The organism is Ruegeria sp. D7, from assembly GCF_056534355.1.
Window position 1 is genome coordinate 66,258 of the sequence record NZ_JBQFPG010000012.1, and the last position, 24,524, is coordinate 90,781.

General features: G+C 58.2%; 29 protein-coding genes. All 29 read right to left on the bottom strand.

Annotation, left to right across the window (positions count from 1 at the left end; genetic code table 11):
- Positions 1-14: 14 nt before the first annotated feature.
- Complete coding sequence (locus ACRZ9U_RS15990) at positions 15-1,559, bottom strand: NADH-quinone oxidoreductase subunit M (RefSeq protein ID WP_170403976.1); 1,545 nt, start codon at positions 1,557-1,559, stop codon at positions 15-17.
- Positions 1,559-3,688 carry an NADH-quinone oxidoreductase subunit L gene (gene nuoL, locus ACRZ9U_RS15995; RefSeq protein ID WP_170403979.1) on the bottom strand — a complete coding sequence of 710 codons (2,130 nt, stop codon included), beginning with the start codon at positions 3,686-3,688 and terminating at the stop codon, positions 1,559-1,561. Before nuoL ends, ACRZ9U_RS15990 begins: the two co-directional genes overlap by 1 nt.
- A gap of 6 nt (positions 3,689-3,694) precedes the next feature.
- Entirely contained in the window at positions 3,695-4,000 is a 306-nt protein-coding gene (nuoK, locus tag ACRZ9U_RS16000) for an NADH-quinone oxidoreductase subunit NuoK (RefSeq protein WP_005984024.1), read from the bottom strand.
- A gap of 4 nt (positions 4,001-4,004) precedes the next feature.
- Positions 4,005-4,607, bottom strand: a complete 603-nt coding sequence (locus tag ACRZ9U_RS16005; protein WP_170397038.1) for an NADH-quinone oxidoreductase subunit J — start codon at positions 4,605-4,607, stop codon at positions 4,005-4,007.
- Complete coding sequence (locus ACRZ9U_RS16010) at positions 4,604-5,014, bottom strand: carboxymuconolactone decarboxylase family protein (protein WP_010442761.1); 411 nt, start codon at positions 5,012-5,014, stop codon at positions 4,604-4,606. The genes ACRZ9U_RS16005 and ACRZ9U_RS16010 overlap by 4 nt, the downstream gene beginning before the upstream one ends.
- Positions 5,011-5,505, bottom strand: coding sequence for an NADH-quinone oxidoreductase subunit NuoI (gene nuoI, locus ACRZ9U_RS16015; protein WP_170397042.1), 495 nt, complete (start codon positions 5,503-5,505; stop codon positions 5,011-5,013). The genes ACRZ9U_RS16010 and nuoI overlap by 4 nt, the downstream gene beginning before the upstream one ends.
- A gap of 1 nt (position 5,506) precedes the next feature.
- Positions 5,507-6,544, bottom strand: coding sequence for an NADH-quinone oxidoreductase subunit NuoH (nuoH, locus tag ACRZ9U_RS16020; RefSeq protein WP_170403982.1), 1,038 nt, complete (start codon positions 6,542-6,544; stop codon positions 5,507-5,509).
- 204 nt (positions 6,545-6,748) lie between these two features.
- Positions 6,749-8,770, bottom strand: coding sequence for an NADH-quinone oxidoreductase subunit NuoG (gene nuoG, locus ACRZ9U_RS16025; protein ID WP_170403985.1), 2,022 nt, complete (start codon positions 8,768-8,770; stop codon positions 6,749-6,751).
- 2 nt (positions 8,771-8,772) lie between these two features.
- Positions 8,773-9,177, bottom strand: a complete 405-nt coding sequence (locus tag ACRZ9U_RS16030) for a DUF5333 domain-containing protein (RefSeq protein WP_255612031.1) — start codon at positions 9,175-9,177, stop codon at positions 8,773-8,775.
- 98 nt (positions 9,178-9,275) lie between these two features.
- On the bottom strand, positions 9,276-9,632 hold the full coding sequence (locus ACRZ9U_RS16035; RefSeq protein WP_255612030.1) for a hypothetical protein: 357 nt from the start codon (positions 9,630-9,632) through the stop codon (positions 9,276-9,278).
- Between the two features lie 79 nt (positions 9,633-9,711).
- Positions 9,712-10,215: a DUF3291 domain-containing protein gene (locus ACRZ9U_RS16040; RefSeq protein WP_170403991.1), complete on the bottom strand. Its 504-nt coding sequence runs from the start codon at positions 10,213-10,215 to the stop codon at positions 9,712-9,714.
- Positions 10,212-10,628, bottom strand: coding sequence for an MAPEG family protein (locus tag ACRZ9U_RS16045; RefSeq protein WP_170403994.1), 417 nt, complete (start codon positions 10,626-10,628; stop codon positions 10,212-10,214). The genes ACRZ9U_RS16040 and ACRZ9U_RS16045 overlap by 4 nt, the downstream gene beginning before the upstream one ends.
- Before the next feature lie 5 nt (positions 10,629-10,633).
- Positions 10,634-11,932, bottom strand: coding sequence for an NADH-quinone oxidoreductase subunit NuoF (gene nuoF / locus ACRZ9U_RS16050; protein ID WP_170403997.1), 1,299 nt, complete (start codon positions 11,930-11,932; stop codon positions 10,634-10,636).
- A gap of 6 nt (positions 11,933-11,938) precedes the next feature.
- Positions 11,939-12,166, bottom strand: coding sequence for a DUF5337 domain-containing protein (locus ACRZ9U_RS16055; protein WP_170404000.1), 228 nt, complete (start codon positions 12,164-12,166; stop codon positions 11,939-11,941).
- A 30-nt stretch (positions 12,167-12,196) separates the two neighbouring features.
- Positions 12,197-13,297, bottom strand: coding sequence for an NADH-quinone oxidoreductase subunit NuoE (nuoE, locus tag ACRZ9U_RS16060; protein WP_170404003.1), 1,101 nt, complete (start codon positions 13,295-13,297; stop codon positions 12,197-12,199).
- A complete protein-coding gene (locus ACRZ9U_RS16065) occupies positions 13,297-14,520 on the bottom strand; it encodes an NADH-quinone oxidoreductase subunit D (RefSeq protein WP_010442773.1) in 1,224 nt (407 codons plus the stop codon). Before ACRZ9U_RS16065 ends, nuoE begins: the two co-directional genes overlap by 1 nt.
- Positions 14,520-14,645, bottom strand: coding sequence for a hypothetical protein (locus ACRZ9U_RS16070; RefSeq protein ID WP_480570709.1), 126 nt, complete (start codon positions 14,643-14,645; stop codon positions 14,520-14,522). The genes ACRZ9U_RS16065 and ACRZ9U_RS16070 overlap by 1 nt, the downstream gene beginning before the upstream one ends.
- On the bottom strand, positions 14,645-14,818 hold the full coding sequence (locus tag ACRZ9U_RS16075) for a hypothetical protein (protein WP_170404006.1): 174 nt from the start codon (positions 14,816-14,818) through the stop codon (positions 14,645-14,647). Before ACRZ9U_RS16075 ends, ACRZ9U_RS16070 begins: the two co-directional genes overlap by 1 nt.
- Before the next feature lie 3 nt (positions 14,819-14,821).
- Positions 14,822-15,424 carry an NADH-quinone oxidoreductase subunit C gene (locus ACRZ9U_RS16080; protein WP_170404009.1) on the bottom strand — a complete coding sequence of 201 codons (603 nt, stop codon included), beginning with the start codon at positions 15,422-15,424 and terminating at the stop codon, positions 14,822-14,824.
- Between the two features lie 12 nt (positions 15,425-15,436).
- Positions 15,437-15,970, bottom strand: a complete 534-nt coding sequence (locus ACRZ9U_RS16085; protein ID WP_010442777.1) for a NuoB/complex I 20 kDa subunit family protein — start codon at positions 15,968-15,970, stop codon at positions 15,437-15,439.
- Complete coding sequence (locus ACRZ9U_RS16090; RefSeq protein ID WP_170404012.1) at positions 15,961-16,326, bottom strand: NADH-quinone oxidoreductase subunit A; 366 nt, start codon at positions 16,324-16,326, stop codon at positions 15,961-15,963. Before ACRZ9U_RS16090 ends, ACRZ9U_RS16085 begins: the two co-directional genes overlap by 10 nt.
- A gap of 182 nt (positions 16,327-16,508) precedes the next feature.
- Entirely contained in the window at positions 16,509-17,291 is a 783-nt protein-coding gene (locus ACRZ9U_RS16095; protein ID WP_170404015.1) for a crotonase/enoyl-CoA hydratase family protein, read from the bottom strand.
- A gap of 3 nt (positions 17,292-17,294) precedes the next feature.
- The gene (locus tag ACRZ9U_RS16100; protein ID WP_170397063.1) at positions 17,295-18,149 is read right to left on the bottom strand and encodes a hydroxymethylglutaryl-CoA lyase; all 855 of its coding nucleotides are present in this window, start codon (positions 18,147-18,149) and stop codon (positions 17,295-17,297) included.
- Positions 18,150-18,228: 79 nt separating this feature from the next.
- Entirely contained in the window at positions 18,229-20,157 is a 1,929-nt protein-coding gene (locus ACRZ9U_RS16105; protein WP_170404019.1) for an acetyl-CoA carboxylase biotin carboxylase subunit, read from the bottom strand.
- A 3-nt stretch (positions 20,158-20,160) separates the two neighbouring features.
- Complete coding sequence (locus ACRZ9U_RS16110; protein WP_170404023.1) at positions 20,161-20,586, bottom strand: ASCH domain-containing protein; 426 nt, start codon at positions 20,584-20,586, stop codon at positions 20,161-20,163.
- The gene (locus ACRZ9U_RS16115; RefSeq protein ID WP_170404026.1) at positions 20,583-20,864 is read right to left on the bottom strand and encodes an elongation factor Tu; all 282 of its coding nucleotides are present in this window, start codon (positions 20,862-20,864) and stop codon (positions 20,583-20,585) included. The genes ACRZ9U_RS16110 and ACRZ9U_RS16115 overlap by 4 nt, the downstream gene beginning before the upstream one ends.
- A gap of 2 nt (positions 20,865-20,866) precedes the next feature.
- Positions 20,867-22,474 carry a carboxyl transferase domain-containing protein gene (locus ACRZ9U_RS16120; RefSeq protein ID WP_170404030.1) on the bottom strand — a complete coding sequence of 536 codons (1,608 nt, stop codon included), beginning with the start codon at positions 22,472-22,474 and terminating at the stop codon, positions 20,867-20,869.
- Positions 22,471-22,935: a lysozyme inhibitor LprI family protein gene (locus tag ACRZ9U_RS16125; protein ID WP_170404033.1), complete on the bottom strand. Its 465-nt coding sequence runs from the start codon at positions 22,933-22,935 to the stop codon at positions 22,471-22,473. The genes ACRZ9U_RS16120 and ACRZ9U_RS16125 overlap by 4 nt, the downstream gene beginning before the upstream one ends.
- On the bottom strand, positions 22,932-24,458 hold the full coding sequence (locus ACRZ9U_RS16130) for an AMP-binding protein (protein WP_170404036.1): 1,527 nt from the start codon (positions 24,456-24,458) through the stop codon (positions 22,932-22,934). The genes ACRZ9U_RS16125 and ACRZ9U_RS16130 overlap by 4 nt, the downstream gene beginning before the upstream one ends.
- Positions 24,459-24,524: the final 66 nt, after the last annotated feature.

Genomic DNA, 24,524 nt, shown 5'->3' on the forward strand with positions numbered 1-24,524 from the left:
TCTCCAAAGCCCCCTTAATGCGAAGCGGCTGTCTGGGTTGCGGCTTCAGCCGCGGCCAGAGCCGTGTCATAGTTCGAGATTAGCGCTGCGGTGGATTGCCCGATCACATCGGTCACCAGCGAGGGATAAACCCCAAGCAGAATGGTCATCACGATCAGCGGCGCGAAGATCAGCCGCTCGCGCGAGCTCATGTCTGTGATGGCCTTGAGGCTTTCCTTGATCAGATCTCCAAAGACTACCCGGCGATAGAGCCATAGCGCATAGCCCGCCGAGAAGATCACACCGGTTGCAGCCACAGCCGTCACCCAGGTGTTGACCTGGAATGCGCCCATCAGGGTCAGGAATTCCCCGATGAAGCCCGATGTACCAGGCAAGCCGACATTGGCCATGGTGAACAGCATGAAGACCAGAGCGTAAGCCGGCATCCGGATGACCAAACCGCCATACGCCTCGATATCGCGGGTGTGCATCCGGTCATAGATCACGCCAACACACAGGAAGAGCGCTGCGGAAATGAACCCATGACTGAGCATCTGGAAGATCGCGCCATCAATGCCCTGCTGGTTCGCTGCAAAGATACCCATGGTCACAAAGCCCATATGCGCGACCGAGGAATAGGCGATCAGCTTCTTCATATCCTCCTGCACCAGCGCGACCAGAGAGGTGTAGACAACAGCAATCGCCGACATCCACAGCACCACATCGGTCATCACCGCAGACCCCACCGGGAACATCGGCAGGCTGAAGCGCAGGAAGCCATAGCCGCCCATCTTCAACAGGATCGCCGCCAGCACGACCGAACCTGCCGTCGGCGCCTGAACGTGCGCATCCGGCAGCCAGGTATGCACCGGCCACATCGGCATCTTCACCGCGAACGACGCGAAGAAGGCCAGGAACATCAGCGTCTGCATGCCGCCGACGATATAGATGCCCAGTACGCTGAACCCTTCGGACGAGAACTGATGGCTCATCAGCGCCTCGATATCCGTGGTGCCCGCATCCGCATACATCGCAACCATCGCCACCAGCATCAGCACCGAGCCGAGGAAGGTGTATAGGAAGAACTTGAAGCTCGCATAGATGCGGTCCTTGCCACCCCAGATACCGATGATCAGGAACATCGGGATCAGGCCCGCCTCGAAGAACAGGTAAAACAGCACGAGATCCAGCGCCATGAACACGCCCAGCATCAGCGTTTCCAGCAGCAGGAATGCGATCATGTATTCCTTGACCCGGTCCGTGACCTGCCAGCTGGCCAGAATGGTCAGCGGCATGATGAAGGTGGTCAGCAGCACGAAAAGAACGCTGATCCCATCGACACCCATCTTGTACTTCAGGCCCAGCAGCCACTCGCCCTCTTCCACCATCTGGAAGCCGGTGTTGGACGGATCAAAGCCGGTATAGATGCCGATTGAGACCAGAAAGGTCACGGTTGTGGCAACCAGCGCAACCCATTTGGCGTTGCGCTGCGCGGCTACGTCCTCGCCATGCAGAAACAGGGCCAGAATGCCTGCTGCGATGGCGGGGATGAAGGTGACAATAGATAGGATATTGTCCATTAGTTTGCGCCTCCGCCGATCGACATCCAGGTGACAAGAGCGGCGATGCCCAAAACCATCCAGAAGGCGTAAGTAAAGATGTAACCCGTCTGAGCTTTGCCTGCGAGGCGGGTAAAGAAGGGCACGACGCCCATCGAAACCCCGTTCAGGAAGCCATCAATCGTGTTGCCGTCACCGCGTTTCCACAGGAACCGACCCAGCGCAATGGTAGGTTTGACAAAGATCGCGTCGTAGATCTCGTCAAAGTACCACTTATTCTTGAGAAACAGGTACAGCGGCCGCTGGTTCGCCGCCAGACGAGCGGGCAGCGACGTGTTCACGATGTAGAACCAATAGGCGACGACAAAACCCAGCAGCATAGCAACAAAAGGCGATACTTTGACCCATTTCGGAGCCTCATGCGCATCGTTCAGGACATTGTTGTCAGGTGCCATATACAGCGCGCCTTCGCCTGGCTCACCGCCAAAGCTGGCATGCTTTTTGTCCGCCTTGTAGCCACCCTCGCCTTTATCAGCCTTCGCGTCGCCTTGGTCGTCATCTGCCTTGGCCTCACCATGAGATGCGTCTGCGGCAACTTCGCCATGACCGCCAGTCTCTTCCGCCAGCGGAATACCGTAGAACTTGGCCACTTTATCGGTGTAGCCGAAGAACTGGTTGTACCACAGCATCCCCGAGAACGCCGCGCCCAGAGACAGTACCCCCAGCGGGACCAGCATGACCATCGGACTTTCATGCGCGTGCTCATGCGTATGCTTGTCGCCACGCGGCTCGCCATAGAAGGTTAGGAATATCAAACGCCAGCTGTAGAATGAGGTGAACACCGCTGCGATCACCAACATCCAGAAGGCATAACCTGTGCCACCTACAAAGGCGCTTTCGATGATGGCATCCTTCGACAGAAACCCGGCGAAGCCAAACGTGGTCAGCGGGATGCCCACACCGGTAATGGCCAGCGTGCCGATCATCATCGCCCAGAACGTATAGGGGATTTTCTTCCGCAGACCGCCGTACTCGGTCATCTCTTGCTCATGATGCATCGCATGGATCACTGAACCAGCACCAAGGAACAGCAGCGCCTTGAAGAACGCGTGCGTCAGCAGATGGAACATCGCGGCTGAGTACATGCCAACGCCGGCGGCGACAAACATGTAACCCAATTGCGAACAGGTCGAATACGCAATGACCCGCTTGATATCGGTCTGCACTAAGCCCACGGTTGCTGCGAAAAACGCAGTCGAAGCGCCAAGGAAGGCTATGAACCCGGTGGCCCCCGGTGCGAACTCCATCAGCGGCGACATACGGCAGACCAGGAACACACCTGCGGTAACCATGGTCGCAGCGTGGATCAGCGCGGACACAGGGGTCGGACCTTCCATCGCATCCGGCAGCCAGGTGTGTAGTATCAACTGCGCCGATTTACCCATCGCGCCGATGAACAGCAGAACACAGATCACCTCGATCGCGGTCCACTCACCCCAGAGGAAGCTCAGTTTTTCCTCCGCCAATGCCGGGGCCGATGCGAATATGTCTGAGAAATTGATGCTGTCGGTCAGGAAGAACAGCGCGAAGATCCCAAGCGCAAAGCCGAAATCGCCCACTCGGTTCACGATGAACGCTTTCATCGCCGCTGCATTGGCGCTGGGCTTGCGATAATAAAACCCGATCAGCAGGTACGAGGCGACACCCACGCCTTCCCAGCCAAAGAACATCTGAACCAGATTGTCCGCCGTCACCAGCATCAGCATGGCGAAGGTGAAGAACGACAGATAGGCAAAGAAACGCGGCTTATAGCTTTCGCCTTCACGCCATTGCGGGTCGTGATCCATGTAGCCGAACGAATACAAGTGAACCAGCGCCGAAACGGTCGTCACCACGATCAGCATGATCGCCGTCAGACGGTCCAGACGAATGGCCCAGCTTGTCGACAGCGAACCACTTTCGATCCAGCGCATGATCTCAATCTGCTGGGTGTGGCCATCAAATGAAAGGAAGACGATCCAGCTGAGCAGGCAGGCCAGAAACAGCAGGCCCGTTGCGGTCCACATGGCGGCTTTCTCACCAATGAAGCGCCAGCCAAAACCGCAGATCAACGCACCCACGAGCGGGGCAAAGAGGATGGTGGTTTCCATATTCTCTTACCCCTTCATCATATTGACGTCTTCAACCGCGATGGTGCCACGGTTGCGGAAGAAGCAGACCAGAATGGCAAGACCAATCGCCGCCTCAGCCGCCGCAACTGTCAACACGAACAGCGTAAAGACCTGCCCGACCAGATCGCCGAGGAAACTAGAGAACGCAACGAGGTTGATATTCACCGCCAGCAGCATCAACTCGATGCTCATCAGCAGGATGATGACGTTTTTGCGGTTCAGAAAGAGACCGAAGATGCCGATGACGAATAGCGTCGCCGCGACCGTAAGATAGTGTTCAAGTCCGATCATCGTCTCAAAGTCCCTGCCCCGGTTTCACGTCCTTCAACTCCATCGCTTTGGCCGGGTCGCGCATCATCTGGCCGATGATGTCCTGACGCTTGATGTCCTGACGGTGGCGCAGTGTCAGCACAATGGCACCGATCATGGCCACCAGCAGGATCAGGCCCGCCAGTTGGAACAGAAGGAAGTATTGATCGTATAGAATGACGCCGAGCGCCTCAGTGTTGTGGCGGTCGCTCGGTACCGGCTGCGCCAGATTGGCGGCGGCACCCTGCGCGCTGTCCCATGCTCCGATGGCCATGACGAACTGCATCAGGATCACCAATCCGATCAACAGCGCCAGCGGCATGTAGCGCGCCATCTCGGCCTTCAGCTCGGCAAAGTCCACATCCAGCATCATCACCACGAAGAGGAACAGAACCGCGACCGCGCCGACGTAAACGATAATCAGCAGCATCGCCACGAACTCGGCCCCCAGCAGCACGAACAGGCCCGCCGAGGACAGAAAGGACAGGATCAGCCACAGCACCGAATGCACCGGCTGGCGGCTGATCACCGTGAACAGCCCGCCGGTGATGGCGCTGATGGCAAACAGATAGAAGGCAAAGACGGTCATTGATCCTCATCCTCGTTATCACCCATGACCTCTTGCGCCAGATCCAGCGCACGGGTCATGGCCGGGATGCCGGCAAAGACCGACATCTGACCGATCGTTTCCACGATCTCTTGTTTCTTCGCGCCAGCTTCCAGCGCGTGGCGCACGGTCTGACGCACCGCCGAGTCTGCCTGAGCGCCCTGACAGGTCAGCCCGGCCAGCGTAAGCAGCAGGCGTGTCTTGGCATCCAGCCCGTCCTTGTTGACGGTATTGCCGAACATCATCTCCATGACCTCTTTCGGCATGGTCGGCCACAACGCCTCAAACCCTTTGGGCGAGAAATTCTCCATCGCCGGGTTCATCGCCTTGGCCATGTCCTGAGCTTGCTTCATCATCAGCTCGAACGGATTTGTCGGACTGTCACTCATCTGTACGGCGCGTCCATTTCCAGATTGCGAGCAATTTCGGCTTCCCAGCGTTCGCCGTTATCCAGCAGTTTCTGCTTGTCGTAGAACAACTCTTCCCGGGTTTCGGTGGCGAATTCGAAATTCGGGCCCTCGACGATGGCATCAACCGGACATGCCTCCTGGCAGAAACCGCAATAGATGCATTTGGTCATGTCGATGTCATAGCGCGTGGTGCGGCGGCTTCCGTCTTCGCGCGGCTCGGCATCGATGGTGATGGCTTGTGCAGGACAGATCGCTTCGCACAGTTTGCAGGCGATGCAGCGTTCCTCACCGTTCGGATAACGGCGCAGGGCATGTTCACCCCGGAACCGCGGGGACAAGGGCCCCTTTTCATGCGGGTAGTTCACGGTGGCTTTTGGGGCGAAGAAGTATTTCAAGCCCAATTTCATTCCGACCCAGAAGTCCTGCAGCAGGAAATATTTGGCGGCGCGGGTGTAGTCGATTTGAGTCATATCAGCCTCCTACGCTCCAACGGGCAAACGCGCCCCAGAACCAGTCGAATTTCGCCGCGAAGGCCACGAAGACGACCCAGACGAGGCTGAACGGCAAGAACACTTTCCAACCCAGGCGCATCAACTGGTCATAGCGGTAGCGGGGTGTGATCGCCTTGACCATCGCGAAGATGAAGAAGAAGAACGCCATCTTGGCAACCATCCACAATACGCCGTCAGGCAGGCCTGGGATCGGGGACAGCCAGCCGCCAAAGAACAGCAGTGTGGTCAGAGCACACATCAGGAAGATGGCGATGTATTCACCGGCCATGAAAAGCAGGAAAGGCGTGGCCGAGTATTCGACCTGATAGCCTGCAACCAGTTCCGATTCCGCCTCGGGCAGATCGAAGGGTGGCCGGTTGGTTTCAGCCAATGCCGAGATGAAAAACAGGAACACCATCGGGAAATGCGGCAGCCAGTACCAGCCGAAGAACCCGAACGAGCCATCCTGTGCGCGGACGATATCACCAAAGTTCATCGAACCGGTCGAGATGATGATGCCGATGATGATCAGACCGATGGATACCTCGTATGAAATCATCTGCGCGGCAGAGCGCAGCGACCCAAGGAATGGATACTTTGAGTTCGACGCCCAACCACCCATAATCACGCCATAAACCTCAAGCGATGAGACTGCGAAGACATAGAGGATGGCGACGTTGATGTCCGACAGGACCCAGCCATCGTTGAACGGGATCACCGCCCAGGCGATCATCGCGAGGACAAAACTGGTCAATGGTGCGAGGATAAACACTGTACGGTCGGCACCTGCGGGAATGACGACCTCTTTCACCACATATTTCAGTGCGTCCGCCACCGATTGCAGCAGGCCGTATACGCCGACAACGTTGGGGCCGCGACGCATCTGGACGGCGGCCCAGATCTTGCGGTCGCCGTAAACGAGGAACAACAGCGAGATCATCACGAACGCAACAACAGCAAGCACTTGCGCCAGAATGATGATGGCTATTCCGCCTGGGGTGTTAAAGAAGTCAGCCATTGGTCCTCACACCGTGGGTATTTTGGTTTCCGCGTGCGATGCAAAGGCCAGATGCCTGCGCAATCTGCGGCTGGGTCGGCGCGTTGGTGTAAACAGCATCTGCCGTCTGTACGCCACCCTTAATCTTCAATTTCACACGCAAATCCGGCGCGGCTATCTGCCACCCGGGCACCGCGTACGTCTGCGATATGAAACGTTTCTGGTTCATTCAGCCGCAATCTTCTCAGTCTTGCGGGTCTGCGCCTGTGCCGATAGTTCGGCCATCAATTGCGAGGCGCGGGCAATCGGGTTGGTCAGGTAGAAATCCTTGATTGCGTTGCGGAAGCTGACTTCACCCAATTTTCCGGCTTGTAGCGCCACTGCTTCATTCTCAATCACCTCATCAATGCGCGCCAGATGCGGAACAGATTCGAGCAAGGAGGTGCGCAATTGAGCCAATGTATCGTAGGGCAGAGCGGCCCCCAGCTCGGCAGATAACGCCCTTAGGATTGCCCAGTTTTCCTTGGCCTCTCCCGGTGCAAAGCCTGCGCGCATGGCGAGTTGAGGACGCCCTTCGGTGTTCACGAACAGACCGTTTTCTTCTGTGTAAGCCGCCCCCGGCAGGATCACATCTGCGCGGTGCGCGCCACGATCGCCGTGACTACCCTGATAGATCACAAAAGCACCCTCGCCGATCTCGACCTCATCGGCACCGAGGTTATAGATCACATCGGCCGCGTTGACCGCCTCCATGCCACTTTCGTTGGTCGCATCCACATCCATCGCACCCACGCGCGATGCTGCGGTGTGCAGAACGATCAGCCCACTTTCGGTATTTCTTGCAATGGCTTGCGCGGCGGCCAGAACGGCAGAGCCATCGGCCTCCTGCAGCGCGCCCTGCCCGACGATGACAAGAGAGCGCTTGCTCTTGATCTCATCGTCACCACCCATATCAACGACGGTCTGCAGCGCGGCACGGTCGCCGCCTAAATGGTGATACTCATAGGTCAGATCGACGGCAGGCCCGACCAGGGCCACCTCGGCACCGTGTGCCCAGGCCTTGCGGATACGAGCATTCAAAACCGGAGCCTCGTCACGCGGGTTGGTCCCGATCAACAGGATACGTTCAGCCGCATCAATATCTTCGATTGCCGCGGTCCCGGCATAGGCTGCTCGGTTACCCGCAGGCAGTTTGGCGCCGTCGGTGCGGCACTCAACGATACCGCCTTGCCCTTCGATCATCTGTTTCAGCGCATAGATGGCCTCAACCGAAGCCAGATCACCTACGATCCCAGCCGGTTTCTCGGCCCCCTTAAGAACCTCAGCAGCTTTGTTCAGTGCTTCTGGCCATGTGGCAGGACGCAGCTTGCCGTTTTCGCGCACATAAGGCCTGTCCAGTCGCTGACGCCGTAAGCCGTCCCAGACAAAGCGGGTCTTGTCGCTGATCCATTCCTCGTTCACACCGTCATGGTTGCGCGGCAGAAAGCGCATCACTTCACGCCCTTTGGTATCTACACGGATGCTTGAGCCCAAAGCGTCCATCACGTCGATACTCTCGGTTTTGGTCAGTTCCCAAGGGCGAGCGGTGAATGCATATGGCTTCGAGGTCAACGCCCCTACCGGGCACAGATCGATGATGTTGCCCTGCAGGTTCGAATCCAGCGTCTGGTTCAGGTACGAGGTGATCTCGGCATCTTCGCCGCGTCCGGTCTGACCCATCTGGGTGATCCCGGCGACCTCTGTGGTGAAGCGCACGCAACGAGTACAACTGATGCAGCGAGTCATCGCGGTGCCAACCAGCGGACCAAGGTCCAGATCATCCACGGCACGCTTGGCTTCTTTGAAGCGCGTCCCTGACAGACCATAGGCCATGGCCTGATCCTGCAGGTCACACTCACCGCCCTGATCGCAGATCGGGCAATCCAGCGGGTGGTTGATCAGCAGAAACTCCATCACCCCTTCGCGGGCCTTCTTGACCATGGGCGAGTTCGTCTTGACCACCGGTGCCTGCCCTTCCGGACCCGGACGCAGATCGCGCACCTGCATCGCGCAGGAGGCCGCCGGTTTCGGCGGGCCGCCCACGACCTCGACCAGACACATCCGGCAGTTCCCGGCAATCGACAGACGCTCGTGATAGCAAAAGCGCGGCACCTCGACCCCGGCCTGCTCGCAGGCCTGGATCAGTGTCATCGCGCCATCGACTTCGATTTCCTGCCCGTCGATATTGACTTTGCGGAGGTCAGACATCGCTAGTTCGCCCTCAAATACACGCCTATGGCGCTGTTTCTTTCAATCTCTTTCCGCCCTAACGTGCAGAAAGAATTGGGATTTTCATAAGACACGCCGTTTTGGATCAGATACGCCTCACCCTTGGCGCGCATCCTGTCTTTTTCGGCATCCGAGTCCACATAGGCGCGGATTTCCTTGTCCGAATATCCCAATTTGTTCGCCTTGGACCGCAGATCCCACATCACCCCAATCGCCTTAAGTCGACGCCCGCTGATCGACGGACAGTACTCCGAAATCTCATTTGCGATCGCGATGTAGTAGAGTTCGTTGTCGATCTCTTTGACATCCCTCAAGGGTGGTTTGGCTTCGGCCATTACAGGCATCGAAATCGCGCAAATCGCGGCCAGAAGTCGTACAACGGTCATGACATTTCCTTTCGTCTTGGGATTCCCAAGACGGCGGTCAGCCGGGCTGCTATGCAATAACAGCCCATGGGTTTTGCCGTGATATGCGATACGGTGGCTCATGGTCGCTGACAGCTTCCGGCATATGTGAGCTTATCGTTTTCGATCCGTAGATTTTGCGGCTCGGTCTCCGGCCCAACCTTCCATACAATTCTGGACGATCCAAAATTCTGAATGCAGAATTTTGTGCCCTCATAACGGCCTGCTTCGCGTGCGCCTTCCAATGACTGCGAAACGCCATTCACAGTCACAGTGAAATCGGTAGGTGTCGTCTTCTTATCCACGTGTTTAGCGTTGGCGTTGAAGAAAATGCCGTCAAACGCCACGCGGGTCGCCCTCGATTTCGCTGTACCGCAGGCAGATACAAGTAAGCTTCCCACCAATACCATTGTCATTACGAATACGCGTTTCGCCATCATGACCACTCCTGTTTCGTGGCTGGCGCTTGTGGCATCCGCTGATGCGCAGGAGAAAGCGTATGAATCAACATCCCGTTCACTCCGCCGCGACCTGTACGCAACGATTGTCGCGCCACTTGCTGGCCTGTTTCAATTCTGCCCACCCAAAGGCATGCTCGCTGGGTCCTTCCGAGCGCAGCTTTTCCAGACGATCCAGCGCTTCGGCCAAACTGGGGCAATGCCCTTCCCGCACCCACCACATGACAAAATGTTGTTCGCCAAGGATTTCGAACCACTCTTGCCGACGCTCGTAGAACTGTTTGTGGATAGTCCCCCAAACAAATTTCTCAAGGCTGGCGACGTCTTCCCAAACCGTCAGGTTCGCGACGAATTGCGGATCATCCCCGATGCTGTTTTCGGTGTTGCCTGTTCCCGGTTCTCCGGACCCTTCCATCATCCAGACAAAGCCGGACATCCGCTTGCCAAGCCCGTTGACGCGATCCAGGTTGGCCATGAATTCAGCCACGCGCGGATCGTCTGTTGGCGCCAACAAACGGCCGACATTCAACTCGGCCAGATGATATCCTTCGGGCTGGATCAAAACGCGGCCACCAACGCAATAAGGCCAAGAATGAACATGCAGGCCCATCCAACCACATAAGCAACAGACCGGACCCCGCTATGCGGCTTGCCGATCCCGCGCAGGTGAATCACCAACATAACAACCCGCGCCAGCAGCGCTATTGAGGCCAGCAGGTTCACCCAGAACGGGCTGGCCCCCAACAGGATCGCCGCGACTGTAACAGTCGAAAAGGCAGGCAGAGTTTCAGTGCCGTTCAGATAAGCGCGGTTCAAACGATAGGCCCTGTCCGAATAATCCTGATCCGGAGTGGCCCCCGGTGCCAGCCCCTTGCCCGCTTTTGCAAGCGCCGAGAACGGCGACATGAACAGAACGATCAGGGTAAAGATCACCAAAGCGGCGATCGCGTGGGAATATTCGGCATAGACTTCCATCGATTTTACTCCGCTGCCATCGCACCCATGCGGCCCGATTTCTGGGCCTTGATGCGGTCCTCTATTTCTTCTCGGAAATTGCGGATCAGACCTTGGATCGGCCAAGCGGCGGCATCGCCAAGGGCGCAGATTGTGTGGCCTTCAACCTGTTTGGTGACGTCAAACAGCATGTCGATCTCTTCCAGTTCGGCTTCACCGCGTACAAGACGGTCCATCACGCGCATCATCCAACCAGTGCCTTCACGACATGGCGTACACTGGCCGCAACTTTCGTGCTTGTAGAACTTCGACAACCGCCAGATTGCCTTGATGATGTCGGTGGACCTGTCCATCACGATGACCGCTGCCGTGCCCAGACCCGAACCCAGTTCTCCGCGCAGATAGTCAAAATCCATGATCGCGTCGCGCATGTTCTCACCGCGCACGCATGGCACCGAAGACCCGCCGGGTATTACCGCCAGCAGATTGTCCCAGCCGCCACGAATGCCGCCGCAATGGGTTTCAATCAGCTCTTCGAAGGAGATCGACATCGCCTCTTCGACGACACAGGGGTTGTTCACATGGCCCGAGATCGCAAACAGCTTGGTGCCCGCGTTGTTCTGACGGCCAAAGCCTGCGAACCAGTCGGCACCACGCCGCAGAATCGTGGGTACAACGGCAATCGATTCCACATTGTTCACCGTGGTCGGGCAGCCATAAAGACCCGCTCCCGCCGGAAACGGAGGCTTCATGCGCGGCATACCCTTCTTGCCCTCAAGGCTTTCGATCAGAGCAGTTTCCTCGCCGCAGATATAAGCCCCAGCGCCGTGATGCAGGAACAGGTCGAAATCCCAGCCGGAACCAGCAGCATTCTTCCCGAGCAGACCCGCGTCATAGGCTTCGTCAATCGCGGCCTGCAGAGCCTCACGCTCGCGGATGTATTCGCCGCGCAGGTAGATGTAGCAAGTATGCGCGTTCATTGCGAAAGACGCGATCAGGCACCCCTCGATCAGCGTGTGCGGATCATGACGCATAATCTCGCGGTCTTTGCACGTCCCGGGTTCGGATTCATCCGCGTTCACCACCAGATAAGCCGGGCGACCATCGCTTTCCTTGGGCATGAAAGACCATTTCAGACCGGTCGGGAAACCCGCACCACCACGGCCGCGCAGACCTGAGTCTTTCATTGTCTGGATGATCCAGTCGCGGCCTTTCTCGATCAGGCCAGCGGTGCCGTCCCAATGCCCGCGGGCCTGCGCGCCTTTCAACGTGCGCTCATGCATCCCGTAGATGTTGGTAAAGATCCTGTCCTGATCCTTCAGCATCGCGTGTTACCTTTGGCTGTCCTGACGCATGCGCCAGAGTTGAAATATGTTGACGCCCGCATAGATGAATCCTGCCAAAGCGGCAAAATCAAACAGCAGCGCATAACGCCCCGGCAATCCGATTGCAGGGCCAATGAACAAGGTCATTCCAAGCCAAATCACCATCGTCACCGCAATGACGATGCCGATATGTCGGCCCTTGCGGGCTATGGCCAGTTCCTTGTCCGTATCCATCTTGTCCTGATGCCCTAGGCGGGCACTCGTTTAATCTTCGTAAGTGCCGTCTTCTTTGGCACGTTTGGCAAACTCGGTTTCTTCACCTGCAGCCAGTTTCGCGGCTTGTTCGATCCACCCGTCCCGCTCGATCCGGCCTTTGAATTTCAGCCGTGCATCGACCCAGGCCACCTGCTCAGGCGTCCATGCAGCGATCTGGTCATAATGATAAAAGCCCAGCCCGTTCAGGGTTTCTTCCAGCTTCGGACCAACGCCCTTGAGCATCTTGAGATCATCCGGCTTGCCACCCCGCGCTTCTTTCAGCGTTTCCGGCTGATCCTCTTTCGCTGCTTTCGCTTCTGCGGCCTGTTTCACAGCTGGTTTCGCGGGGGTCGGCGCTTTGGGTGGCTTCGGCGCGGCTTTGGTCGCTGCTGCTTTGCCATCCTTGCCCAGCCACGGGGTCAGGATCGGAACCTCGGTCCCGTCGATGCGCTTGACGGTATCACCCAGATCGCTCGCTAGCTGGACGCTGGCGTTATACTGCGTTCTGCCGCTGTCATATTCTGTCAGGCTTGTCAGCCCTTTGAGGGGTTCCGCCGCATAGCGCCCGTTCTGAGGACCCGGAGTCGGCACTTTGCCCGCCACCAGATCATCGAGAATCTTGCCAAAGCTCTCGGTCGTCAGATCTTCGTAATAATCCTTACCGATCTGCGCCATCGGGGCATTGGTGCAAGATCCGAGGCATTCCACCTCTTCCCAGCTCAGCTTACCGTCAGCAGACAGTTCATGCGGCTTGGTCGCGATCTTTTCCTTGCAGACCGCAATCAGATCCTCGGCCCCGCAGATCATGCAGGATGTCGTGCCGCACACCTGAATATGTGCCACCGATCCAACCGGCTGCAGCTGGAACATGAAGTAGAACGACGCGACCTCAAGCACGCGGATATAGGCCATACCCAGCATGTCGGCGACGGATTCAATCGCCGGACGGCTCAGCCAGCCCTCTTGTTCTTGCGCACGCCACAGCAGCGGGATCACCGCGCTGGCCTGACGGCCTTCGGGGTATTTGGTGATCTGCGCTTCGGCCCATTGCTGGTTGGCAGCGGTAAAGGCAAAGCTTTCGGGTTGTTCGGGGTGAAGACGGCGGAGCATTAGCGGTCAATCTCTCCAAATACGACGTCCATGGTGCCGATGATGGCGGCGACGTCGGCCAGTTGGTGTCCTCCGGCAACGTGGTCCATGGCTTGCAGGTGCAGGAAACCCGGCGCGCGGAGTTTGGCGCGGTAGGGCTTGTTGGTGCCGTCGGCGACCAAATAGACGCCGAACTCGCCCTTGGGGGCTTCGACAGCGGCATAGACCTCGCCCGCAGGGACGTGGAAGCCTTCGGTATAGAGCTTGAAGTGATGGATCAGACTTTCCATCGAGGTCTTCATGTCCGAACGTTTCGGCGGGGTGATCTTGCCGCGTGCCAGAACGTCACCGGGGCAGTCACGGATTTTGGCGATGGCCTGACGGATGATCAGCAGCGACTGGCGCATCTCTTCCATGCGGACGAGATAGCGGTCATAGCAGTCGCCGTTTTTGCCGACGGGGATCTGAAACTCGAACTCGTCATAGCACTCATAGGGCTGCGCGCGACGCAGGTCCCAGGCCAGACCCGATCCACGCACCATCACGCCCGAGAAGCCGTATTTCTGAATGTCATCCTCGGTTACGACGCCGATATCGGCGTTGCGCTGTTTGAAGATGCGGTTTTCGGTCAGCAGTCCGTCAATGTCGTCCAGAACGGCAGGGAATTCATGGCTCCACGCCTCGATATCATCCAGCAATTCCGGCGGCAGATCTTGGTGGACACCGCCGGGGCGGAAATAGGCGGCGTGCAGGCGCGCGCCGCAAGCCCGCTCATAGAACACCATCAACTTCTCGCGTTCCTCGAACCCCCACAAAGGTGGGGTCAGCGCGCCCACATCCATCGCCTGCGTGGTCACGTTCAGCAGGTGGTTCAGGATGCGGCCGATCTCGGAATACAGCACCCGGATCAGCGATCCGCGACGCGGTACTTCAACACCGGTCAGTTTTTCGATGGCCAGACACCAGGCATGTTCCTGGTTCATCGGTGCCACGTAATCAAGACGGTCGAAATACGGCAGATTCTGCAGATACGTCCGGCTTTCCATCAGCTTTTCGGTACCACGGTGCAATAGGCCGATATGCGGGTCGCAACGTTCGACGATCTCGCCGTCCAGCTCAAGCACAAGTCGCAGAACTCCGTGCGCCGCAGGGTGTTGCGGGCCGAAGTTAATGTTGAAGTTGCGGATCTTCTGTTCTCCGCTCAGCGCGTCCGTGCTGCCGTCATCGTATCTTGAGCCGTCCATCAACGCCCTCGTTTCTTCTTCGCTTCGGCCCGTACCCGGACCTTTTCCGCCTCAGCTGCCTTGGCAGCGGCCCCAGCCAGCAGAACCCCAAGCGCCCCAAACGCAATCAGTTCCCCCAGACCCATCAGCGGTGCTCCATCTCTTGCAGTTTCATGGCCATGATCCAAATCAGGATCAGCGTTCCAATCGGGATGACGCAGGCTACGACCCAGTATTTCTCGATCCCGAAATGCGGTAGCAGTTTCAGCATCGGGATAATCGTGGCAACCGTGACGGCAATCCAGATCAGGAACTCCATGACTTACGACTCCTGTTTTTCATCCCCCGGAAGAATGTAGTTCGCACCTTCCCACGGGGACATGAAATCAAATTGACGGTATTCCTGAACCAATGAGACCGGTTCGTAGACCACGCGCTTTTGCGCTTCGTCATAGCGGACTTCAGTATAGCCAGTGGTCGGGAAATCCTTGCGCAGCGGATAGCCGCGGAAACCATAATCCGTAAGGATGCGTCGCAAGTCTGGATGACCTGAGAACAGGATGCCGAACATGTCGAACACCTCGCGCTCGAACCAATTGGCAGAGGGGTGCACGTCCACGATTGAAGGCACCATGTCATCTTCTCGGATCGAGACTCGCAAGCGAATGCGCTGGTTCTGATACATTGACAGGAAGTGGTAGACCACATCGAACCGCTTGGCCCGTTCGGGGTAGTCGACGCCGGTGATGTCAACCAGGGTCGAGAACTGGCAGGTCCGGTCACTTTTGAGAAACTCAATGAATTCCACCAGATTCGAAGGAGCCACATCGACGTTCAGCTCACCATGGGTGACATCCCAAGACAGAACGCAATCGGCCCGTTTCAGTTCCAGCTGCGCGCCGAGTTCTTTGAGTGCTTCGCTCATCTGCCCTCTCCCTTAGCGCACAATGGTGCCGGTGCGGCGGATTTTGCGTTGCAACTGCATCAGACCGTAAAGCAGCGCCTCGGCGGTGGGGGGGCAACCGGGGACATAGATATCCACCGGAACCACGCGGTCACAGCCGCGCACCACGGAATAGGAATAGTGGTAATACCCACCGCCATTCGCGCAGGACCCCATCGAGATCACATAGCGCGGCTCGGGCATCTGGTCATAAACCTTGCGCAGCGCCGGGGCCATCTTGTTGGTCAGCGTTCCAGCGACGATCATCACATCAGACTGGCGCGGAGACGCACGAGGCGCGATGCCGAACCGTTCCGCGTCATACCGTGGCATCGACGTGTGCATCATCTCTACCGCGCAGCAGGCCAGACCAAAGGTCATCCAGTGCAAGCTACCGGTCCGCGCCCAGTTGATGATGTCTTCGGTCGAGGTCAGCAGAAACCCCTTGTCCTGCAGTTCCGCGTTCAGGGCCTGGGTGGCGACTTCCTTGTCGACGCCGGCGGTGTTTGCGCCCGTCATCACTCCCATTCCAGGGCCCCTTTCTTCCATTCATAGGCAAAGCCGATGGTCAGCACCGCCAGGAACACCATCATCGACCAGAACCCAACATCGCTGATGTCTTTGAAGCCAACGGCCCAGGGGAACAGGAAGGCGATTTCCAGATCGAAGATGATGAAGAGAATCGCGACCAAATAGAATCGGACGTCGAATTTCATCCGCGCATCGTCGAATGCGTTGAAGCCACATTCATAGGCGCTGACCTTTTCGGGGTCGGGATTGCGGACAGCCAGGACCACAGAAGCCAGAATCAGTACGATTCCAAGGCCCACGGCAACGGCCAGAAACACCAGAATCGGGAGGTACTCCCGCAGCAGGTCTTCCACGTATAGCTCCTTTCCTGCGCAAGTCCCGAAAGGGTGCGCCGTCAATTGGCGATTTGACTGGACATTCTCTATCCCTGTGGGGTCAGAGGGTCAACCGAACAGAAACGCGCAGGTCGGCATTGTTACAATCATCCAGCGGGCTATTGCGGAGAATACTTCTGGAACAAAGCGATCGGCTAAACCTAACTAATCCATGTAGGTTTTCGTTTGTCGAAAAAGGCGCCGATTCCCTCTTGCGCCTCATCAGTTTCCCAACGCGCGACAAGCTGTCGAATGGTGTGGTCAATCACCGCGTCATCAATTCGCGGCCCAAGTGACTGGATCAGCTGCTTGGCCGAAGACACCGCACCGGGTGCACAGGACAGATAGGGTTGCACCTCAGCTTCGACCGCCTCGGCCAACGCCACAGCGGGCACCGCGCGGGTCAACAGGCCCAGTTCGACCGCTTCCGCCGCTTCGAACAGGCGGGCAGACATAAAGACGCGCCGCGACCGTGCTTCGCCCATTCGGGCAATGACATAGGGTCCAATCGTCGCCGGGATCAGGCCAAGCCGCGTCTCGGTCAGACCCATCTTCAGGCTTTCCACACCGATCGCCACATCGCAGACCGAGGCCATCCCGACACCTCCACCAAACGCGTTTCCCTGCAACGCGCCGATCAAGGGTTTGGGCAGCGTATTTAAGGCATTCAGCATCTCAGCCAGCTTGCGCGCTTCGGCAAAACGCGTCTCGGGATCGGCAGCCATCTGCGCCTGCATCCAACCCAGATCTCCCCCGGCGCAAAAGCTCTTGCCCGAGGCGGCCAGAACCACCACCCGCACCGCATCATCATTTGCCAATTGCCCAGCGGCCTGGGTTAGCTCTGCAATCATCTGAGCCGACAGTGCGTTGTGCTTCTCGGGTCGATCCAGCGTCAGAGTGGCCACGCCACGCGCGTCTGTGTTCAGCGTAATGGTCTCGAACATATCTTATTCCGCCCGCATTGCCCGCGCCATGCGCGCCGCCTGTTCCAGAACCGGCACATCCAGACCGGTCTCATATCCCAACCGTTCCAGATGTGCGGTCACGGCTTCGGTTGCGACATTACCGGCCGCACCCGGCGCATAAGGGCAACCACCCAGCCCGCCCACGGCGGTATCAAATACCCGCACACCCAAGGCAAGCGAAGCGTCTATGTTGTCGATTGCCCGCCCGTTGGTGTCATGAAAATGTCCTGCAAGTCGGGTAACCGGCACTCGTTCGCGCACGGCCAGCAGCATATGAGCAATCTTGTCCGGCGTTCCCTGCCCAATTGTGTCCCCCAGCGAAATCTCATAGCAGCCATGGGCAAACAGCGCGTCCGCTACCTCGGCCACCTTCTCGGGCGGGGTCGGGCCGTCATAGGGACAGTCGGTCACGCACGAGACATAGCCCCGGACGGGCAGATCAATATGTCGTGCTGCTTCGAGAATGGGCACAAAGCGTTCGATGGATTCGGCAATCGTTGCGTTTATGTTCGCTTTCGAGAACCCCTCGGACGCCGAAGCAAACACCGCGATCTCATCTGCCTTGGCTGCCAACGCGTCCTCATACCCGCGCATATTCGGCGTCAGCGCAGCGTACCGCACGCCTTCGGTCCGTGTGATTCCAGCCATAACTTCACCGCTGCCCGCCATTTGCGGGACCCATTTCGGTGAGACAAAACTGGCAACTTCGATCCGGTTGAAACCGGCCCGGCTGAGGCAATCGACCAAGGCGACCTTCTCGGCCACCGGGATCTCGCGCTGTTCGTTCTGCAGGCCGTCGCGTGGCCCGACCTCGAATATTTCGACCCGTTCTTTCATCAGCGCATCCCTTCCCGGTTTCTTATCGTTTCAATTGCGGATGGCCCGACTGTGCCACGCAATCCGCGGGCCGAACAGATCAATCCTCGGCCAACCGAACCAACGCTGCACCGGCCTCGACCTGTGCACCTGCCTCGGCCAACACTTCCGCGACCACCCCATCTCGGGCGGCCAACAAAGAATGCTCCATCTTCATCGCTTCCAGAATGGCCAGCCGGTCGCCCTCTTTCACCTCCTGTCCCGCCGAGGCGAAGACGGCCTTGACCAGCCCGGGCATCGGCGCCTCGATCACGTTGGTGTCACCTGCAGCACTTGCATCGCGATCCAGAGGATCGATAACGTCAAACACCTGCCCGTAATCGTCGAACACGGTGACCTGAGATCCTGCGATGGCGACGTTGGGCATTGGCTTTCCGTCAATAATCCAACCGCCATTTCGCTGCGCAATCACCTGCGCGCCGTTAACAGTCCAAACCTGCCGATGCGGGTTTTCAACCTGCACGTCCAAATCAATGACCTCTCCGTCGCGCATTAGCTGCACAGCCCGGTGCAATGCCCCCCAAAGGGTGAAGCCTGTCTCAGAGGCAGTCTCTATCAGGCCCAGCGCCGTCATCGCCGCAGCCACCGTTGACGCATGACCTGAATCAGCGACCTCTACCAGAGCCTCAAGATCCCGCCCGATCAGCCCGGTATCCACGTCGCCCGATGCAAACCCGCTGTGCCGCGTCAGAGCACCAAGGAAGGCGAGATTTGTGACAGTCCCGGCGACCTCGGTCTGGCGCAAGGTCCGGTGGAGATTTTCCAAAGCGACCGCGCGTGTCGGGCCATGCACCACGACCTTGGCGATCATAGGGTCGTACCATGGGCTGATCGTATCCCCGGCGCGCACGCCACTGTCGGCACGGCAGCCTTCCGGGAACTGTAGATGAGTCAGCGTACCCGTCGCAGGCAGAAAGCCTTTGGGCACATCTTCGGCATAAAGCCTCGCCTCAAAGGAATGTCCGCGGATCGACAAATCGCCCTGCCGCTTCGGCAGGCTTTCACCCGCTGCTACGCGCAACTGCCATTCGACCAGATCAACGCCGGTAATGGCCTCGGTCACCGGGTGCTCGACTTGCAGGCGCGTGTTCATCTCCATGAACCAGAACCGATCCGGGCGCAGCCCGTCCGAGGCATCGACGATGAACTCAACCGTCCCTGCACCTTTGTAGCCAATCGCCTCAGCCGCGCGCACGCCCGCCTGCCCCATCGCCTCACGCATCTCGGCAGTCATTCCAGGGGCTGGGGCCTCTTCGATCACTTTCTGATGTCGCCGCTGCAACGAGCAGTCGCGTTCAAACAGATGCACCGCATGGGTGCCATCGCCGAACACCTGCACCTCGATATGGCGGGGCTTGGCGACGAATTTCTCGACAAGTACAGCATCATTACCGAACGCCGTCTTTGCCTCACCGCGCGCGCTGTCCAATGCAGCCGAGAACTCCTCGGGCGCCTCGACCAGCCGCATCCCCTTGCCACCACCACCTGCAACGGCCTTGATCAAAATGGGATACCCGATTGTGTCTGCCGCGCCAGCCAGATGTTCAGGGTCCTGATTGTCGCCATGATAGCCGGGGACGACGGGAACTCCTGCGTCCTCCATCAATACCTTGGCTGCATCCTTAAGGCCCATCTTGCGGATCGCGTCCGCCGATGGCCCGATGAAGGTCAGACCTGCAGCCTCGACTGCATCCACAAAATCCGGGTTTTCGGACAAGAACCCATAACCAGGATGGATCGCCTGCGCTCCTGTATCCAGCGCCGCCTGAATGATCACATCACCCTTCAGATAGCTTTCGGCTGGGGCCGCGCCACCAATATGCACCGCTTCATCCGCCATTTGCGCATGCTTGGCCGATGCATCAGCATCCGAATACACAGCCACACAATATACGCCCATCTTCTGAGCAGTTTCCATGACCCGGCAGGCGATCTCGCCGCGGTTGGCAATCAGGATTTTGTTAAACATAGCTTACCCCTTAACCGCCAGATCTTCGACAAGGCGGAAGCGTTCGCACAGCAATTCCATCTCGGGATCGAACCCGCCATTGCGTTCGAAATACCGGCGATGATCCTCGCGCCATCCCTCAAGCGTTTCATTCTCACCCTCGGCCAACGCAAAGTCTTCGGTCACATCGCAATATCGGCAGGTCGAGACCTCGACCGTTTCGATCACCAAAGCGGGGCGATCATCCCATTCCAGCGCAATATCCTGACGCCCAACGACCGGGGTATCAGCACTGCCTTCTGGGTAGTCTCGCAAAGCACCACATGTCGCTGTTTTTCGGCCCTCCCGCACGAGGGCCAGCAGTTCGGCACTCAGCTGGGCATTGTCGCCAAACTTGAAGGTCTGGGCACCCGGGTAGCGAGCCATCACTTGCTTTAGACTACGGTTCATGTTGCCCCCTCAACTGTTTGAATAGTCGTATTGTGGAGCGACCTTGCTTCCGGCATCGGTAAATCTGTCAGAATACCTCCGTACGGAGAGACCTCTTTGCCGGTAAGACAAGCACGATTGCGAATCCCAGGCGCACCGATTGCGAGAACCGTCGCTTCACCTAGTTCTGTTTCAAACCGATCGCCTTCCAATGGCTCTCCGACTACGGCCGTTAGCCAAAGTACGGTTCCCTTTCCGGATATGGAGAACACATCCTCAATCTTGGCAGAGAACGCCATCATCACATCCTGAACACGCCGAAACGTGTCTCCTCGATCGGGGCGTTTAGCGCGGCGCTCAGCGATAGGGCCAGCACGTCGCGGCTTTTGCGCGGGTCGATGATGCCGTCATCCCAGAGCCGGGCCGAAGCGTAAAGCGGGTGGGATTGTTCTTCGAACATGCCCAGCGTCGGGCGCTTGAATTCAGCTTCTTCCTCAGCCGACCATGTGCCGCCCTGTCGTTCGATCCCGTCGCGTTTGACAGTCGCTAGGACACCTGCAGCTTGCTCGCCCCCCATCACTGAGATACGCGAATTCGGCCAAGTCCACAGGAACCGAGGCTGATAGGCGCGTCCTGCCATGCCGTAGTTTCCAGCTCCGAAGGACCCTCCGACAAGCATTGTGATCTTTGGAACGCTCGTCGTCGCCACCGCCGTCACCATCTTGGCCCCGTGCCGCGCGATGCCTTCGTTTTCGTATTTGCGGCCGACCATGAAGCCGGTGATGTTCTGCAGGAAGACCAGCGGGGTTTTGCGCTGCGAGCACAGTTCGACAAAATGCGCACCCTTCTGCGCGGCCTCAGAAAACAACACACCGTTGTTGGCAATGATCCCGACCGGGCAACCTTTGACATGGGCAAAACCGGTCACCAGCGTCTCACCAAATCGCGGTTTGAACTCGTCGAACCGAGAGCCATCGACCAGCCGCGCAATCACCTCGCGGATATCATAGGGCGTCCGCAGATCGGCCGGAACTACGCCCAAAATTTCCTCGGGATCATAGGCAGGCTCTTCCGGTGTTTCGAACTGTAGGCCAGGCTTCAGCCCGGCACCCCCCAACGACCCGACGGCCCGCCGAGCCAAGGCCAACGCATGCGCATCATCCTCGGCCAGATAATCCGCCACACCGGACAGGCGCGTATGCACATCGCCGCCACCCAGATCTTCGGCTGTCACAACCTCCCCCGTCGCAGCCTTGACCAAAGGCGGTCCGGCCAAAAAGATCGTCCCCTGCTCTTTCACGATGATCGTCACGTCGGACATCGCCGGAACGTAAGCCCCGCCCGCCGTACACGACCCCATTACAACGGCGATCTGAGCAATCCCCTTCGCGCTCATCCGCGCCTGATTATAGAAGATGCGGCCAAAGTGATCGCGGTCGGGGAAAACCTCATCCTGATTGGGCAGGTTCGCACCGCCACTGTCGACCAGATAGATGCAGGGCAGATGATTTTCCTCGGCAATCTCCTGCGCGCGGAGGTGTTTCTTGACCGTCATCGGATAATAGGTGCCGCCCTTTACTGTGGCGTCATTGCACACCACCATGACCTCGCGCCCTTGCACCCGGCCAATCCCGGCGATCACCCCAGCACAGGGCGCGGCATCCCCATACATCCCATGCGCCGCCGTCGCGCCGATTTCCAAGAACGGAGAACCCGGATCGAGCAGGTTCGCCACCCGACGACGCGGCAGCATCTTGCCCCGCGATTCATGCCGCGTCCGCGATTTTTCACCGCCACCCATGCGGGCCGCTTCGGCGGCATCCGCAATATGTGCCAGCGCATCCAGATGTGCGGCTCGGTTCGCCTTAAACCCCTCAGAGGTTGGTATGGCTTTGGATTTTATTTTCATTCCATCTTCCCCAAGTCGCGCAATTCCACAGCGCGTTCAGCGGTTTCGGTCAGCAGGCAATTTGCGGCAACAATCGAGCGTATCGTTCCATCAGACCATATGCCGTAGGCTAGAGCACATTCAGCATCCCGAAATCCGATCCATGCGCGTTGAGCATCTCGCAACTGGTCCGAAAGTTCGGGACTTTGTTCAGCCAGTTCTGCTCGACGCTGTTTATACTGTTCGTTTAGAAATGAATCCCAAATTTGGGTTTCGGCTTGAATACACTCGGTGATGCCAAGGGTTGTTTCATTTCCCGGTATAGTTTGGCAGGCATTGGCAGCTGTACCGAGACATGATGACAAGCTATCGCCATGCTGCGTCTGAGAAAAACATTGTTGAATATACGACTGGTCTACCCAAGCGCCCTGAGCGGAAACAAGCGATGGTACTAGCATCGCAGCAAATGCAATTCGCATCATGTAATTGCCTCCCCTGCAGCCCGCGCCTTCAATTCCTTCCGGATCACCTTTCCCGTCACCGTCATCGGCAACTCTTCCAGAAAGGACACCTCACGCGGATAGGAATACTGCGCCAAACGGTCCTTAACCCAATTCTGCAACTCAGCGCCCGACGCCTCAGCCCCCGGCTTCAATACCACATAGGCCTTCACGATCTCGGTCCGCAGCTCATCGGGCTTGCCGACCACGCCCACCGTTGCCACTGACGGATGGGTCAGCAGGCAATCCTCGATCTCAGCCGGGCCAATCCGGTATCCTGCCGAGGTAATCACGTCATCATCACGACCGACAAAGCGCAGATAATCGCCCTCCCACACGCCACGGTCACCGGTGATCAGCCAATCACCTCGGAATTTCTCAGCCGTTGCTTGCGGATTATTCCAGTATTCCAGCAGCATTGAGGCCGAACCGCGCCGGATGGCGACGTCACCTTCCTCCGTCGTCGGTTGGCCATGATCGTCAATTACCGCCACCTCATGACCCGGCAACGGTTTACCGATACAGCCGGGGCGAACGGAGAAGTCCTCGGCGCAGGAGGATACGACCATGTTACACTCGGTCTGGCCATAAAACTCGTTGATCGTCAGACCAAACGCCTGCTGGCCCCAAGCCAACATCTCCGCGCCCAAAGGCTCGCCCCCAGACGCCACCGACCGCAATCCCGGTATCGACTGATCCGCAGCTTTGAGCATCCGTAAAGCCGTCGGTGGAAAGAAGACGTTCCGCACCCCCGCCCGCGCGATCACATCGGCGCAGGCCTGTGGGGTGAATTTGTCCAACCGCGTGGCGACCACCGGAACGCCCAGCGCAAGCCCGGGCATCAGAACGTCGAACAAACCGCCGATCCACGCCCAGTCTGCTGGCGTCCACAGGCAATCCCCATCGCGCAAGTGATTGTGGCTGATCGAGACGCCCGGCAGGTGGCCCGTCAGCACGCGATGGCCGTGCAGCGCACCCTTGGGGCTGCCAGTAGTGCCGGACGTGTAGATTAGGACTGCCGGATCCTCGGGGCCGGTATCAGCAAAGGGCACCGGTTCCCCTTCCTGCCTAATCTCATCAACCAAAAGCGGTTGGGCCAATTCACCCAGTAACGCAGACCCTTCCGCATCGGTCAAAACGATCCGCGCACCTGCATCTCTGACACGCGACGCCAGCGCATCGTGCTTGAACAGCTTGAACAGCGGCACCGAAATCGCGCCGATCTTCCAGATCGCCAGATGCGCGGCGGCACACCACGGCGACTGGCTGAGCAAGACGCCAACCCGGTCTCCTGGCTGGACCCGAGCTATCAACGCGCGAGCGATGCCATCAACCATAAGCTCCAGTTCGCCAAATGTTACCACGCTCGGATCGCCCCGGGTCAGATCCAGCAAAGCAACCCGATCGGATTGTTGCGACAGGCATTGCTGCGCCATGTTCAGCCGATAAGGCATCGCCCAGCTTTGGTCGCCGCGCAAACCCGGTATGCGCTCAGCGGGATGCATGCTGATTTTCCCTTATTTCATTAGCGGTTGCAGCTAGCCTCCCCGCTTCAGCAATTTCCGGAGTTT

Excerpts from the sequence above, each read along its gene's own strand:
- ACRZ9U_RS15990 (WP_170403976.1), bottom strand. The coding sequence starts at position 1,559 with ATGGACAATATCCTATCTATTGTCACCTTCATCCCCGCCATCGCAGCA.
- nuoL (WP_170403979.1), bottom strand. The coding sequence starts at position 3,688 with ATGGAAACCACCATCCTCTTTGCCCCGCTCGTGGGTGCGTTGATCTGC.
- nuoK (WP_005984024.1), bottom strand. The coding sequence starts at position 4,000 with ATGATCGGACTTGAACACTATCTTACGGTCGCGGCGACGCTATTCGTC.
- ACRZ9U_RS16005 (WP_170397038.1), bottom strand. The coding sequence starts at position 4,607 with ATGACCGTCTTTGCCTTCTATCTGTTTGCCATCAGCGCCATCACCGGC.
- ACRZ9U_RS16010 (WP_010442761.1), bottom strand. The coding sequence starts at position 5,014 with ATGAGTGACAGTCCGACAAATCCGTTCGAGCTGATGATGAAGCAAGCT.
- nuoI (WP_170397042.1), bottom strand. The coding sequence starts at position 5,505 with ATGACTCAAATCGACTACACCCGCGCCGCCAAATATTTCCTGCTGCAG.
- nuoH (WP_170403982.1), bottom strand. The coding sequence starts at position 6,544 with ATGGCTGACTTCTTTAACACCCCAGGCGGAATAGCCATCATCATTCTG.
- nuoG (WP_170403985.1), bottom strand. The coding sequence starts at position 8,770 with ATGTCTGACCTCCGCAAAGTCAATATCGACGGGCAGGAAATCGAAGTC.
- ACRZ9U_RS16030 (WP_255612031.1), bottom strand. The coding sequence starts at position 9,177 with ATGACCGTTGTACGACTTCTGGCCGCGATTTGCGCGATTTCGATGCCT.
- ACRZ9U_RS16035 (WP_255612030.1), bottom strand. The coding sequence starts at position 9,632 with ATGGCGAAACGCGTATTCGTAATGACAATGGTATTGGTGGGAAGCTTA.
- ACRZ9U_RS16045 (WP_170403994.1), bottom strand. The coding sequence starts at position 10,628 with ATGGAAGTCTATGCCGAATATTCCCACGCGATCGCCGCTTTGGTGATC.
- nuoF (WP_170403997.1), bottom strand. The coding sequence starts at position 11,932 with ATGCTGAAGGATCAGGACAGGATCTTTACCAACATCTACGGGATGCAT.
- ACRZ9U_RS16055 (WP_170404000.1), bottom strand. The coding sequence starts at position 12,166 with ATGGATACGGACAAGGAACTGGCCATAGCCCGCAAGGGCCGACATATC.
- nuoE (WP_170404003.1), bottom strand. The coding sequence starts at position 13,297 with ATGCTCCGCCGTCTTCACCCCGAACAACCCGAAAGCTTTGCCTTTACC.
- ACRZ9U_RS16065 (WP_010442773.1), bottom strand. The coding sequence starts at position 14,520 with ATGGACGGCTCAAGATACGATGACGGCAGCACGGACGCGCTGAGCGGA.
- ACRZ9U_RS16070 (WP_480570709.1), bottom strand. The coding sequence starts at position 14,645 with ATGGGTCTGGGGGAACTGATTGCGTTTGGGGCGCTTGGGGTTCTGCTG.
- ACRZ9U_RS16075 (WP_170404006.1), bottom strand. The coding sequence starts at position 14,818 with ATGGAGTTCCTGATCTGGATTGCCGTCACGGTTGCCACGATTATCCCG.
- ACRZ9U_RS16080 (WP_170404009.1), bottom strand. The coding sequence starts at position 15,424 with ATGAGCGAAGCACTCAAAGAACTCGGCGCGCAGCTGGAACTGAAACGG.
- ACRZ9U_RS16085 (WP_010442777.1), bottom strand. The coding sequence starts at position 15,970 with ATGGGAGTGATGACGGGCGCAAACACCGCCGGCGTCGACAAGGAAGTC.
- ACRZ9U_RS16095 (WP_170404015.1), bottom strand. The coding sequence starts at position 17,291 with ATGTTCGAGACCATTACGCTGAACACAGACGCGCGTGGCGTGGCCACT.
- ACRZ9U_RS16100 (WP_170397063.1), bottom strand. The coding sequence starts at position 18,149 with ATGAAAGAACGGGTCGAAATATTCGAGGTCGGGCCACGCGACGGCCTG.
- ACRZ9U_RS16105 (WP_170404019.1), bottom strand. The coding sequence starts at position 20,157 with ATGTTTAACAAAATCCTGATTGCCAACCGCGGCGAGATCGCCTGCCGG.
- ACRZ9U_RS16110 (WP_170404023.1), bottom strand. The coding sequence starts at position 20,586 with ATGAACCGTAGTCTAAAGCAAGTGATGGCTCGCTACCCGGGTGCCCAG.
- ACRZ9U_RS16115 (WP_170404026.1), bottom strand. The coding sequence starts at position 20,864 with ATGGCGTTCTCTGCCAAGATTGAGGATGTGTTCTCCATATCCGGAAAG.
- ACRZ9U_RS16120 (WP_170404030.1), bottom strand. The coding sequence starts at position 22,474 with ATGAAAATAAAATCCAAAGCCATACCAACCTCTGAGGGGTTTAAGGCG.
- ACRZ9U_RS16125 (WP_170404033.1), bottom strand. The coding sequence starts at position 22,935 with ATGATGCGAATTGCATTTGCTGCGATGCTAGTACCATCGCTTGTTTCC.
- ACRZ9U_RS16130 (WP_170404036.1), bottom strand. The coding sequence starts at position 24,458 with ATGCATCCCGCTGAGCGCATACCGGGTTTGCGCGGCGACCAAAGCTGG.